The sequence below is a fragment of the Actinoplanes palleronii genome (assembly GCF_016862315.1).
Taxonomy (GTDB): domain Bacteria; phylum Actinomycetota; class Actinomycetes; order Mycobacteriales; family Micromonosporaceae; genus Actinoplanes; species Actinoplanes palleronii.
Map to the genome: position 1 here is coordinate 12342 of NZ_BOMS01000071.1, position 13682 is coordinate 26023.

General features: G+C 69.7%; 9 protein-coding genes. 2 read left to right on the forward strand and 7 right to left on the reverse strand.

Features of this window, described 5'->3' with window-relative positions; translation table 11 throughout:
* Window positions 1-12 precede the first annotated feature (12 nt).
* A complete protein-coding gene (locus Apa02nite_RS23540) occupies window positions 13-2052 on the forward strand; it encodes a VMAP-C domain-containing protein (RefSeq protein ID WP_203826915.1) in 2040 nt (679 codons plus the stop codon).
* On the forward strand, window positions 2049-5816 hold the full coding sequence (gene fxsT / locus Apa02nite_RS23545) for an FxSxx-COOH system tetratricopeptide repeat protein (RefSeq protein ID WP_203826916.1): 3768 nt from the start codon (window positions 2049-2051) through the stop codon (window positions 5814-5816). The genes Apa02nite_RS23540 and fxsT overlap by 4 nt, the downstream gene beginning before the upstream one ends.
* Window positions 5817-5819: 3 nt before the next feature.
* Here fxsT and Apa02nite_RS23550 read toward each other — a convergent pair whose 3' ends face one another.
* The 7 genes from Apa02nite_RS23550 to Apa02nite_RS23580 all read right to left on the reverse strand — a co-directional run bounded on the left by Apa02nite_RS23550 (window position 5820) and on the right by Apa02nite_RS23580 (window position 13619).
* A complete protein-coding gene (locus tag Apa02nite_RS23550) occupies window positions 5820-6725 on the reverse strand; it encodes a carbohydrate ABC transporter permease (RefSeq protein ID WP_203826917.1) in 906 nt (301 codons plus the stop codon).
* 16 nt (window positions 6726-6741) lie between these two features.
* Window positions 6742-7647: a carbohydrate ABC transporter permease gene (locus Apa02nite_RS23555; RefSeq protein ID WP_203826918.1), complete on the reverse strand. Its 906-nt coding sequence runs from the start codon at window positions 7645-7647 to the stop codon at window positions 6742-6744.
* A gap of 31 nt (window positions 7648-7678) precedes the next feature.
* Window positions 7679-9112, reverse strand: a complete 1434-nt coding sequence (ngcE, locus tag Apa02nite_RS23560) for an N-acetylglucosamine/diacetylchitobiose ABC transporter substrate-binding protein (RefSeq protein ID WP_203826919.1) — start codon at window positions 9110-9112, stop codon at window positions 7679-7681.
* Window positions 9113-9146: 34 nt separating this feature from the next.
* Window positions 9147-10046 carry a carbohydrate ABC transporter permease gene (locus Apa02nite_RS23565; protein ID WP_067708016.1) on the reverse strand — a complete coding sequence of 300 codons (900 nt, stop codon included), beginning with the start codon at window positions 10044-10046 and terminating at the stop codon, window positions 9147-9149.
* On the reverse strand, window positions 10046-11035 hold the full coding sequence (locus tag Apa02nite_RS23570) for a carbohydrate ABC transporter permease (protein ID WP_203826920.1): 990 nt from the start codon (window positions 11033-11035) through the stop codon (window positions 10046-10048). Before Apa02nite_RS23570 ends, Apa02nite_RS23565 begins: the two co-directional genes overlap by 1 nt.
* A gap of 81 nt (window positions 11036-11116) precedes the next feature.
* Window positions 11117-12421: an extracellular solute-binding protein gene (locus tag Apa02nite_RS23575; RefSeq protein ID WP_067708025.1), complete on the reverse strand. Its 1305-nt coding sequence runs from the start codon at window positions 12419-12421 to the stop codon at window positions 11117-11119.
* A gap of 49 nt (window positions 12422-12470) precedes the next feature.
* Window positions 12471-13619, reverse strand: coding sequence for a MurR/RpiR family transcriptional regulator (locus Apa02nite_RS23580; RefSeq protein ID WP_203826921.1), 1149 nt, complete (start codon window positions 13617-13619; stop codon window positions 12471-12473).
* Window positions 13620-13682: the final 63 nt, after the last annotated feature.

The following is a 13682-nucleotide window of genomic DNA, read 5'->3' on the forward strand; positions in this document are numbered from 1 at the left end:
ACCCTCGGGATCATGACGGCGCTGCCGGTCGAGGCGGCCGCGGTGCTGAGCGTGGTGCAGGACGTCACCGGTTTCGCCGATCCGCACGACCAGAACGCGTACCAGGTCGGCCTGCTGCCGAGCAGCGACCCGGACCGGCCGCACACCGTCGCCGTGCTGATGATGCCGCGCGACGGCACCCGGCTCGCCGCCACCTGCTGCACCAACATGCTGCGCACCTTCCCCAACATCCGGACCGTGCTGATGGCCGGGATCGCCGGCGGGGTCCCCCGCCCCGCGGAGCCCGACCGGCACGTCCGCCTCGGTGACATCGTGGTCGCGACCGAGGGCCTGATCGACTACGGGCACGTCCGGGAGACCGACACCGGCGCGGTGCTACGCGGGCGGCAGAGTGGCGGCACGCTCGCCAACCGGCTGCTCCGGGCGGCCGGCCAGCTCCGGCTGACCGAGGAGCAGACCGGCCGGCGGCCCTGGGAGGAGTGGCTCGATCCCGACCGGCACGAACAGGCCGGCCGGTACCCGCGACCGCCCGCGGACACCGACGTGCTCCGCACCGGCGACCAGGTGATCCCCCACCCGTTACCGCCGGAACCGGCGCCGGCGCCGGGCATGCCGCAGATCCACTACGGGGCGATCGGGTCGGCCGACGTGCTGATGAAGAGCGAGCGCCGCCGGGACGAGCTGGCCGGGCAGCACCCGGACCTGCGTGCCGTGGAGATGGAGGGTTCCGGCATCGCGGCGAGCACGGCGGCGAACGAACGGTCCTGGTTCATGGTCCGCGGTGTCGCCGACTACGCGGCCACCGGCAAGAACGACCGGTGGCACCGGTACGCGTCGTACACCGCCGCCGTCTACCTGCGGGCGCTGCTCGCCGCGACCCCGCCGCTCGCCGCGCCCCGGGCCCTGGTCAGCGGCCGGGCCCTGCCCCTGGTGCCGGAGCCCGAGCAGCAGGCGCTGGACGCGCTGCTGATCGACGTGCCGCCCGATGTGGACCTGCGCGCGGTCTGGCACGCGGCGGTCCCCGACCTGCCGGAACCGGACCGGGAGGTCTTCTCCACCCCCGGCGCCGTCTACCACCACCTGGCCCGGTACAACGCCCGGGCCGGCGAGCCGCATCCGGCGTTCCGGTTCGTCGACCGGCTCGGCCGGGCGATGGCCAACAGCCCGACCGGCCGGGAGCTGCGCGGCTGGGCCGCCGCCCGGGCCGGCCTCGGGCACCAGGCGGTGGACGAGCGGGACTCGCCGGAGGACCCGGCCACCCGGGCCGGCAAGGCGCGGCCCGCGCTGGTCCTGCGGATCACGGTGGACGGCATCGACCGGACCCGCTGCCGGATCACGCCGTTCCTGCAGACCACCCGGGGACCGTGGCGACCGGTGCCGGGGCCGGGCGAGCCGGTCGACGTGCCCCGCGCCGATCTCGCGGCGGCCACCGCCGTCCTGGTCGGCAAGGCCGAGGAGGCGTGGCGGGACACCGCCGACCGGGCCGACATCGAGTTCGTCCTGCCGACCGCCCTGTTGAACGAGGCGGTCCAGTGGTACCCGGGCCCGGAGATCCTCGGCGAGTCCAAACCGATCGGCATCGAGTACGCCGTGGCGGTGCGCAGCCTCGAGCGGATGCGGGAGACCCGGGTCCACCGGGCCTGGGGACAGCGGTGGCGGCAGCTGGACCGGCAGCCGTTCACCGGCCGGGTGTTCCGCGGCCGGGGCGACCCGGCGGATCTCGACGACTGGGCGACCGAGCTGATCAGCGACGACGGCTACCTGGTGGTGGTGCTCAGCTCGCCGCCGGGGACCGAGGTGGGCACCGGGGAGTTACGGGCCGCCCTCCGCGCCGGGGTGCCGATAATCCTCTGGGATCAGCGCGAGCCGCGGCCGGCGGACGGCACGCAGGGGCTGGAGCGGCTGGTCGCCGAGCCGACCGGCCTGCTGCCGGAGAACACCCGGCGGATCCGGATCGAGGCCGCGAGCGATCCGGCCCACTTCGGCCGGTCGGTCGCCCTGCTCTGGGACGACGCGGACCGGCCGATCACGGAACGGCAGGCCGACTCATGACCGGATCCGATCCGTACGCCACCGCGCACACGCCCGGGGATCCGGAGGCGCTCGCCGAGGCGCTGCGCCGGTTCACCCCGCACGTGTCCACCTGCGCGATCGTGGTGGACGAGAGCCCGTCGATGGACGTGTGGGCGCCCACCGTGGCGGCCTTCCAGGACCTGGCCGGCGCCGTCTTCCCCCGGGTGAACCGGCAGCTGCTCGGCCCGTTCCGGGAGGCGCACGCCGAACCCCGGGTGCCGGACGGCGAGCTGATCATGGTGGTCAGCGACGGCCTCGCCGGGTTCTGGGCGCAGAGCTCGGCCGACCAGGTGCTGAACGCGTGGGGCCGGCGCGTCCCGGTGGCGATCGTGAACCCGTACCCGCGGGAGCTGTGGGAGCGGTCGCTGCTGGCGCCGCGGGAGGTCCAGCTGTCCGCGCCGCGGATCATGTCGCCGAACGCGGAGCTGCTGATCCTGGAGCCGGCCGAACGGATGCGGCTGTTCGACGACCCGGTGCCCGAGGCCGCGGTGGCGGTACCCCTGCTCGAGCTGGGCCCGCGCTGGCTGCGCTGGTGGGCGTCGCTTGTCGGCGGGCCGGCCGGTGGCTGGCTCGACGCGGTCGCGCACATCGCCGACCCGGACCGGCCGCACGGTCCCGGTGACGTGCCGGCCACCGCTCCCGGCGCGCCCGGCGCGCACCGGCTCGTCGAGGACTTCCGCAACGAGCCGTCCGCGTTCGCCTTCCGGCTGGCCACGCTGATCGCGGCGGCGCCGCCACGGCTCGGCCTGGACGCCCTGCGTGTGCTGCAGCGGGTGCTGCTGCCCGCGTCGCGGCCGCTGCACCTGGCCGAGGTGGTCACCAGTCCGCTGCTGGTCACCGGCGCGCACGGCGAGCCCAGCTTCCGGGCCGGGGTGCGGGAGGAACTGCTGGCCTACGCGACCCGGGAGGACACCGTCCGGGTGATCGAGGTGGTGGTTACGCACTTCGGCGACCGCTTCCCGCGGGCCCGGGACCTGCTGGACGTGCTCCAGGCGCCGGACGAGCAGCCGGACACCCGGATCGCCGACACCCCGGTCGAGGACCTGCGGTTCGAGCTGGCCGTGCTCCGGGCGCTGGCCGGGCCGTACGCGCCGCGGGCGGACCGGCTGGAACGGGCGCTGGCCGGGCCGTCGCCGGAGCCGCCCGGCGGAGGAGTCCGCACGCCGAGCCTGCGACCCGGCTCCGGTACGCACCTGCTCGCCGGGCGGGGCGCCAGTCTCGCCGACATCGACGCGCTGCTGCAGCCGGACGCCCGCTCGGCGGTCTGGGTGAACCTGCCGTCGCGCAACGACGACTTCACCGGGCGCGAGGAGATGCTCGACATCCTCGACCGCCGGTTGCGCCAGGACCGGGTGGCCGCGGTCCTCTCCCACTCGCTGCACGGGATGGGCGGCGTCGGCAAGTCACAGATCGCGGCGGAGTACGCCTACCGGCACATGACCGACTACGACGTGATCTGGTTCGTCCCGGCCGAGCAGGAGAGCCAGATCCGGCACTCGCTGATGGAGCTCGGCGAGCACCTGAACATCCCGGCCGGCACCGAGGCGAACACCGCCATCCGCGCCGTCCTGGACTCGTTGGCGGCCGGCACACCGTACGCAAATTGGCTCTTGATCTTTGATAACGCGGAGACGCTGGAGACCGTGCAGGACTACCTGCCGACCGGTGGCACCGGGAAGGTGCTGATCACGTCGCGCAACCGGGGGTGGACCGGCGTCTCCGAGACGTTGGAGATCGACGTCTTCAGCCGCGAGGAGAGCATCGCCCTGCTCCGCCGGCGCAACCCGGTGCTGAGCGTGACCGACGCCGACCGGATCGCCGACCTGCTCGACGACCTGCCGCTGGCCATCGCCCAGGCCGCGGCCTGGCGGGCGGCGACCCAGATGGACGTGGGCGAATACCTGCGCCGGCTCACCGAGAAACGCGCCGAACTGGCCCGCCAGGCCAAGGACCAGCACTACGAGGTCGCGGTCGCGACCGCCTGGACGGTGGCGCTGGAGCACCTCGGCACGGCCAACCCGGGCGCGCTGCAGCTGCTGCAGACCTGCTCGTTCATGGCGCCCGAGCCGATCTCCCAGGAGATCTTCCAGGCGGTCCGGGACGTCGAGTTCGCCCTGGACATGAACGAGGTGCTGCAGACCCCGAACCAGCTCGGCCGCGCGATCCGGGCGATCGAGCAGTACGGCCTGGCCCGGATCGACTACCGGGAGGAGACGTTCACCGTCCAGCTGCACCGGCTGGTGCGCGAGGTGGTGGTGGACCGGCTGTCGGCGAGCGAGCGGAGCCGGATGCAGCACGCCGCGCACCTGTTGCTGGCCGGGGTGCACCTGGGCGACTTCGGCAAGACCGAGCACTGGCCGCGGTTCGCCGCGCTGCTCCCCCACGTGCAGGCCTCCGACCAGGTGGGCTGCGAGGACGCCTGGGCGCGCCGCCGGGTCCTCGACATGATCGAGTTCTTGTACTCCTCGGGTGACCACAAGGCCTGCCGGGCCCGGGCCGCCGAGGCGGTCGAGCGCTGGACCCGGATGCTCGGCCCGGACGATCCGCAGGTGCTCAAGTGCGCCCGCTGGCTCGCGTTCGTGCTGCGGATCCTCGGCGAGTTCGCCGAGGCGGCCCGGATCAACGCGGACTGCCTGCAGCGGCTCCGCGCGATCAACGGCCCCGAGGACGAGGAGACCCTGGACGCGATGTGCCTGGTCGCGGCGGACCGCCGGGCGGCCGGTGACTTCCAGGGCGCGCTGCGGCTCGACCGGGACGCGTACGAGATCTCCGCCCGGGTCTTCGGCCCGAAGGTGCCGCACACCCTGCGGATGGCGCACAGCCTCGGGATCAGCCTGCGCCTGATGGGTGACTTCGCCGGCGCGCTGGCGCTGGACATGGAGACCGTGCGGCACCGGATCGACGTGCACGGCGCCCCGCACTACCTCACCCTGCTCACCCAGAACGGGCTCACCCTGGACATGCGGGAGCAGGGGCAGTACATCGCCGCGAACGAGCGGCAGGAGAAGCTCTATGCGCGCATCCAGCGGATCCTCGGCAACACCCACCCGCAGACCCTGATGGCCGCCCGGAACCTGGCCGTCTCCCTGCGCCGGGCCGGCAAGCACGAGCCGGCTCGCAAGCTGGCCCTGGACACCCTGAAGGAGCTGCGCGAACGGTTCGGCGACCTCAACCCGGAGGCGATCGCCTGCGCGCTGAACTACGCCGTCGACCTGCGGGAGAACGACGAGCTGGTGCGGTCCCGGGAGCTCGCCGAGCGGACCTGGCACGAGTACGCCACGACACTCGGTGAGCAGCATCCGTACACGCTCTACGCCCGGACCAACCTCGGGATCGTGCTCCGGCTGCTCGGGCGGCTCCCGGAGGCCCTGGAGCACGACCGGGCCGCCCACGACGGGTTGCACGCCCGGCTCGGCTCCCAGCACGTACTGACCCTGACCTGCGCCACCAACCTGGGCAGTGACCTGGCCCTGGCCGGTGACCACCAGCAGGCGTACGACCTGGACGCGCAGACCCTGGAGGGCTCCCGGACGGTCCTCGGCTTCGAGCACCCCTCGACGCTGGCGTGCGCGCTGAATCTCGCCTTCGACCTGCGGGACCTGGGCCACCACGACGACTACGAACGGCTCTTCGGCGAGGTCGTCGACGCCTATCACCGGGTGCTGGGTCGTGATCACCCGGCGATCGAGGCGGCGAACGCGGGCGAACGGGCCAACTGTGACGTCGACCCGATGCCGCTCTGAGACCTACTTGACCGCGCCCGCGGTCAGGCCGGCCTGGATCTGCCGCTGGAAGATCGCGTAAACCACGATCATCGGCAGGATGGAGAGGGTCAGCGCGGCGAACAGCGTGGACCACTCGGCGTGGTAACCGGCCGAGGTGCTGATGTTCGCGATGCCCTGGGTGAGCACCCACTTGGAGTCCGCACCGGCGCCCTGCATGACCACGACCGGCAGCAGGTACTGGTTCCACTGGCCGACGATGTTGAAGATGGTGATGCTGATCAGGCCGGACTTGGCCATCGGCATCATGATCTGGAAGAACCGCCGCAGGTGGCCGGCACCGTCCACCATCGCCGCCTCGTCGATCTCCGCGGGCAGCGTCTTGAAGAACGCCACCAGGAAGAAGACCGTGAACGACAGCGAGTACGCGATGTAGACCAGGATCAGGCCGGTGTACGTGTTCAGCAGGTTGAGGCTCTGCATGATGCCGAACAGCGGCGCGAGCGCCATGAAGGTCGGGAACGCCAGGCCGGAGACGAACAGGTAGTAGATCGCCCGGTTGCCGGGGAACTTGTACCGGGCCAGCACGTACGCGGCCATCGCGCCCAGCAGCATGGTGCCGGCCGTGCTGATCAGCACCACGAACACGCTGTTCAGGAAGTACTGCCCGATGTGCGCCTCGTTCCAGGCGTCGGCGTACGTCTTGAACGAGAAGTGCTCGGGCATCGCGAACGGCTTGCCGAGGAAGATCTCGGTGTTGTTCTTGAACGAGGCGAGCAGCACCCAGATCAGCGGCCCGGCCGTGGCCAGCGCCCACAGGAACAGGGCGATGTGCGCGACCCCGTTGAGCGGGTTGAGCTTCCGCTGCTTCGGGGCGGCCGGCGCCGATGTCGCGGCGGCCGTGGACGGGTTGGACTTCAGATCGGTCATCGTGACACTCCGCGGATCAGGCGTCGACGGCGTCGCGACGGGTGACCCGCAGGGTCAGCGCGGCGAACGTAAGGGTCAGGAAGAACAGCACGACACCGAGCGCGGAGGCGTAACCGGCCTGCGAGAACTTGAAGGCGTTCAGGTAGATCTGCATGCTCAGCACCTGCGTCGAGTTGTTCGGACCGCCCTGGTTCACCGACATGATGTTGACCAGTGCGAACGCGTCGAACGCGGCGATGCCGAGGTAGACCCAGGCGACCTGCAGGGTGCTCCAGAGCAGCGGCAGGGTGATCCGGAAGAACAGCGTGATCTTGGTGGCCCCGTCCAGCGCGGCCGCCTCGTAGATCTCCTCCGGGATCGAGCCCATGCCGGCCGAGAAGAGCACCACGTAGAAGCCGACCGCCTGCCAGATCAGCACGGCGAGGATGCAGGTCAGCGCCCAGCGCTCGTCGGCCAGGAAGAGCCAGGGCGTCCACGACTCCGGGAACAAGCCGTTGATCATGCCACTGCGGTCCGAGCCGAACACCCGGCCGAAGATCACGCCGACGATGGCCAGGGCCAGCAGCTGCGGGAAGAAGAAGATGATCCGGTAGACCTTGGAGCCCCACACGCCCCGGGTGCCGCCGCCGGTGCTCTTGCCACCGACGTTCAGCAGGAACGCGAAGAACAGCGCGAGCGCGATGGTCACCAGCGGCAGCAGGATCAGCAGGAACAGGTTGTGCCGCAGGGCGGTCCACACCACCGGGTCGTCCCAGAGCTTCACGAAGTTGTCGAAGCCTACGTAGTTGAACCCGCCGAAGCCGGACCAGTCGGTCAGCGACAGCTGGAACATCTGTAGATAGGCCCCGACCACGAAGACCAGGTAGAGCGCCAGCGGCACGACAAGGAAACCGATGATGAAGGGGTACTTGCCGTGCCGCATGACGCCTACCTAGGTGTGAAAAAGAAGCGGATCAGGAACGGGTGAACTTGGTGACCGCAGAGTCCTTGGCGACGGCCTGCGAGGCAGCCTCCATGGTGTCGCAGAACTTCTTCGCGTCGCCGCCCTTGAACATGAGCTGGTTGGCGGCCTCGCGGGAGGCGTCGTCCAGCTTCTTGTACCAGGTGTCGAACAGGTAGCCCATGAAGATGTCCTTGCCGGCCTTGCTCAGCGCGTCGTTGGCGCTGGTCAGACCGGGCGAGATGGTGAGGCCGTCGGCCGCACCGGCCACCACCGTGAGCGACTTGGTGAGCTTGGTGAACTCCAGCGCCGCCGCCTTCGACAGCATCGTGCGCAGGTACTCCTTGCCACCCTGCGGGTTCTTGCTCTTGGCCGCCGCGAAGTAGATCTCGCCGGCCGCGGCGTTGATCGCGGCCGCCGGGAGCTGGTCAGCGGTGGTGACGCTCGGGAACGCCATCATGGCGTACTCGAAGCCGGCCGGGGTGCTGGCGGCCTGCTCGTTCTCCAGCCACGAACCACACGGGTAGAAGGCCAGCTTGTCCTGGTCCTGCTGCAGCTGGACCTCGGTGTGCTTGAGGCCGAGGAAGGACTTGTCGATGTACTTGGTGCCGACCTCGCCCCAGGCCTGCGCGGCCTTGAGCACGGCGTCGTTCGTCCAGGCGCCCGGCTTCAGGTTGTCGATGTCCTTCAGCACCTGCTCGGTGCCGATCTTCGCGGCACTGGTCATGATCGCGCGGACCATGTAGTACGACGCGTTGGCGCCCGCGAAGCCGAACGGCGTGATGCCGGCCGCCTTGATCTTGTCGAGCAGGGCGGTGAAGTCGGCCCAGGTGGTCGGGATGGTCCAGCTGTTCTTGTCGAACAGCTTCTTGTTGTACCAGAGGCCGAAGACGGTGAACGAGTAGTTCACCGCGAACGGCTTGCCGTCGTAGGTGCCCTGCTGCACGGCGCCGGGGACCAGGGTCTCGGCGACCGTCTTGCCGGGGATGTCCAGCGACGGGGCGGCGAACAGGTCGCTCAGGTCGGCGGCCTGGCCGGCCTTGACGATGGCGCCGAAGTCCATGATGTCGGCGCCGGAGTTGTTGATCATGTCTGGGGCGGAACCCGAGTTCAGCCGCGGCTTGATCGTGGTGGCGACCTGCTGGGTGGCCGAGTACGTGACCTTCGCGTCCGGCCACTTCTTGTTGAACATCGGGGTGTCGACGTCGGTGGCGTACTTGGTGCCGAGGCCACCGTCGAAGATGACGATCTCGACGCCGGCCTTCGCGTCGATGCCGAGCGGGTTGTCCGCCGACTTGTCGCCGGTCGCCTGCGGGGTGCTCGGCGCGTCGGAGCCACCGGCACAGGCGCTCAGGAAGCTGACGCCGGGTGCGGCGACGAGGCCGACCGCGGCAGCGCGGCGCAGCAGGGTACGACGGTCCAGCTCAGAGTTCGTTATCGCAGACATCGGTGTCCTTTCGGGGTGTGACAGGTGGGACGGTTCAGCCCTTGACTGCGCCGGCGGTGAGGCCGGAAGCGATGTTGCGCTGCACTGCCAGGAAGAAGATGACGACGGGGATGGACGTGATGATCGCGCCCGCCATCAGCGGCCCCCAGTAGGTGCCGCGACTGGTCTGGTTCTGCATCAGCCAGGCCATCAGGTTCTGGTGTTCCGGGTCGTTGAGCGTGTTGATGATGATGAACTCGTTCCAGGCCTGGATGAAGCCGTAGACCGAGGTCGCCACCAGACCGGGTCCGGTCAGCGGCAGGATGATCCGCCAGAAGACCTGTCCCCGCGTGCATCCGTCGATCATCGCGGCCTCGTCCAGCTCCCGGGGGATGCCGGCGATGAAACCACGCAGCGTCCACACGGTGTACGGCAGGAGAAGCACCACGTACACCAGGGTCACGCCGACGATGCTGCTACCGGTCAGTTCGGCTTTCTGCAGCATCAGGAAGATCGGGATCAGCAGGGCGATGAAAGGTACCAGCTGAACCGCCAGGACCACCAGGATGATCGCCCGCCGGCCGTAGAACCGGAACCGGGCGACGGCCAGGGCGGCCAGGAAGCCGACCACGAGCGCCGCCAGCACCGCGACCGCGGTGATCACGATGCCGTTGACCAGCGACTGCTTGAACAGCGGGGCGTTGAACGCGGACTTGAAGTTGTCGAGCGTCGGCGCGTCCGGGATGAACGTCGGGTCGAAGCTGGACCACTCGGTCTGCGGCTTGAACGACGTGATGAGCACCCAGTAGACCGGGAAGAACATCACGATCGAGAAGATCACCCCGGCCGCGTTCGCCACCAGGTTGCCGGTGCGGGTACGGCCGACGGTCATCGTGCCGTCGGCGGCCGGGTTGGGCTTACGACGCCGGGGCGCCGTGGCGGTAACGACGGCCATCAGTCCACCTCACCGATCTTGAACATCTGACGGATGTACACCGCCATCGCGCCCAGCAGCAGGATCACGGTGAGCACCGCGATCGCCGAGCCGAGACCGTACTTGTTCTGCCCGAACGCCTGCACGTACGAGTACGTGGCGAGCGTCTGGAACTCCGGCTCCGGTTTACCGTCCCGCATCACCCAGTTCTGGGTGAACAGCCCGAAGTTCCAGATCACCGACAGCGTCGTCACGATCACGAGCAGCGGCTTGAGGATCGGCAGGGTGATGTTCCGGAACGACTGCCAGCCGTTGGCGCCGTCGACCGTCGCGGCCTCCATCAGCTCCTTCGGGACCTGGGTCAGACCGGCGTTCAGGGTGATCGCCAGGAACGGGATGCCGGCCCACACCACGCAGGAGGTGATCACGATCCAGCCCTGTGTCGGCGTGTAGAACCAGGAGTGGTTCTGGAACTCGACCCCCGGCAGCTTGTCGATCAGGTAGTTCAGCACGCCGACGTCGGAGTCGGTCATCATCTTGAAGACCTGCGCCTGCACCAGCGCGGGCAGCGCCCAGACGAACATCATCGCAATGATCATGGCCATCCGCACGACCCGGCCGACCCGGCGCATCAGCAGTGCCACGCCCAGGCCCAGCAGCACCGTCAGGACCACCGACGCCGCGGTGAAGAGGACCGTACGCTGCACGACCGACCAGAAGGCGCTGTCGGACAGCACGGCGGTGTAGTTGTCGAAACCGACCCACTTCGGCGTGGCGCCGGTCCACAGCTCCTTGAGCTCGAACTTCTGGAACGACAGTACGAGCATCCGGCCGACCGGGTAGGCCAGCAGGATCGCCAGGAGCAGCAGCGCCGGGCCGGAGAGCACCCACGGGAGGACGACGTCATCGCCCTTGCCGCGCCGCTTGCGCCGGCGGGGCGCCGGCTCGTTGGCGCCGGGTCCGACGGGCGCGCGGTGCGCGGGGGTCGTCGGGGAGTCGACGGCGTACATCAGCTTTCCTCTCTCACCGGATTACGTGCGGTGTGGTGTGCCGCCCGCCCGTCTCGCGACGGGCGGGCGGCGCGACCCGGATCAGCCGTTGAGCGTCTTGGCGATCTGCTCGTCAGCCGCCGTGGTGGCGTCCGCGAGCGACTTCTTGCCGGTCAGGATGTCCGACAGCATGTTCTGCAGGATGTTGGCCTTCTCCACGTCGGCCCACTTGCCGGAGGCCGGCACGGCCCAGCTGTTCTTGGCCGCCTCGGCGCCGACCGCGAGCTTCGGGTTGTCGGAGGCCGCGGCGTCCAGCAGCGCGGTGGCGTTCGGCAGCGCGCTCGCCTTGACCAGGCCCTTCATCGAGGTGCTGTCGGTGAAGTACTTGATCCACTGAGCGGCCAGGTCGGCGTTCTTGCTCTTCAGCGGGACACCGACGTTGGAGCCACCGAGCAGCGACGGGATGCCCGGCATCGGCGCGGCGGCCAGCTTGCCCTTGACCTTGGTGGGGACCAGCGCGGAGGCCGGGTCGTTCGGGTCCTTGCGGACCTCCTCGGCCGAACCCTGCTCCCAGCCGTTGCCGTAGAAGGCGCCGGCGTTGCCCTGGCTGAACACCAGGTACTGGTCGGACTCGTCCTTGGTGACGTCCGCCTTCGAGTACTTCTTGACCAGGTCGACCCACTTCTGCAGACCGGCCTGCGACTCCGGCGAGGAGAGCGCGCCGGCCCACTTGTCGCCGTCCTTCTTGGCGATGTCGCCGCCGTTGGCCTTGACCCACGACATCGCGGCGTACCAGTAGCGGCCCGGCATGTAGATCGCGCCGAACTTCGAGTCCTTGTTACCGGCCGCGACCTTGTCGGCGTCCGCGAGGAACTCGTCGTAGGTCTTCGGCGCGGTGGTGACACCGGCCTTCTCGAACAGGTCCTTGCGGTAGATCAGGACCCGGGCGCCCGCGTAGTAGGGCACGCAGTAGGTCTTGCCGTCCGCCTCGCAGGCGCCGGAGAGACCCGGGAGCCAGGTGTCCGAGTTCTCGAAGGACTTCTTGTCCAGCTCGCCGAACGCGCCGGCGTCGACGTACTTCGGGAACTGGGTGTTGCCGAGCTCCACCACGTCCGGCACGTCGGTGCCGGCCAGCGAGGCGTCCAGCTTGGTGAGCACGTTCGCCCACTGCTGGTACTCGACCGTGACGTTGGCGCCGGTGGCCGTGGTGAACCGCTTGCTGGCGTCGTCGACGACGTCCTTCCAGCCGCTCTGGGCGTCGACCATGAGCCAGACCTTGATGGTCTTGCCCTTGCCGTCGACCGCGCCGTTGGCCGAGGTGCTGCTGTCGTCGCTGTTGCCACCACACGCGGCGGTACCGACCAGCGTCGCAGCGAGCGCCGCGGCGACCGCGAACTTGCGCTTCACTTTTCCTCCACAAGGGGTTTTTTCACTAAGGGGTGGGTGATGGTGCTGTTCAGGCGTCTTTCACCGCTTTGTGACCGTGCACCGCTTGAGCGGTGCGCTGGAAAGCGGCGTGCGAGCGTTCATGCGTCCGCTGCGCGACGGCGACGTAGAGAAGATCGAGGACCACCAGCTGCGGATGCCGTGCGGACAGCGCGTCCGGCCGGAAGGTGGTCGCCTGGGTGGCGGTGAGCAGGACGATGTCGGCGAGCTCGGCCAGCGGGGAACGGGGGAAACTGGTGAGCGCGATGGTGGTGGCGCCCCGGCTGCTCGCCTCCGCGAGCAGCTCGATCGTCTCGCCGGTCTCGCCACTGTGCGAGATACCGAGTGCGACGTCGCCGGACCTCGACAGAGCGGCGCTGGCCAGACCGTTGTGCACGTCGGTCCAGGCCCACACCGGGATGCCGATGCGGTGCAAACTGAACTGCATCTCCTCGCCGACCAGCGCGCTTCCGCTGGCGCCGAAGATGTTCACCCGCGGAGCGGCGGCGATCGCCACCGCGGCCCGCTCCACCTCGGCCAGGTCCAGCAGCGAGGCGGTGTCGTGCATGGCCCTGGTGTCGGCGGCCATGATCTGGCCGAGCACGCGTGCCAGGGGGTCGTTGGGCTGGATCTCCCGGCCGATGTCCACCGTCCAGCCGGCCGACCGGGCGCGCCCGGTCTCGGCGGCGATGCCCAGCCGGAGATCCGCGTAGCCGTCGAAGCCGAGCGCCCGGCAGAACCGGGTGACGGTGGCCGGCGAGGTCCCGCTGCGCTCGGCGAGCTCGACGATGGTGGCCCGGGAGGCCGCTGCGGGGTCGGCGAGGACCTGCTCGGCGACGCGCTGCAGGGCGCCGGTGAACTCCGGCAGCAGCGTCCGGACCCGGACCAGGACACCGTCGGAAGGCGGGTGGTCCCGATCGCTGTTCGCAAATTTTTCGGTACGGGCGGATTCGGTACGTCCGTTGACGGCGCGGGGACGGGGCTCGCCGCGAACCCAGAGGCCCTGCTCGAGCCGATCGTGTGACGCGGAGTCACTGCCGATCGGGTCGCTCCCCCTGGGGAAAACGCTGTCGCTCCCGCTCGGAGCAGCGAAGTCGCTCCCGCTCGGGGCAGCCTGGTCGCGAACCAGCGAGTGGGCGACCGCGGTCGACGCGGTGCCGTCCATCTCCGGCTCAGCCATCGGACACCCTTTCAGGAAGGACTGTTTACTGTCGCGGTAAAAGTTCTTACTAATCGCCCCCTT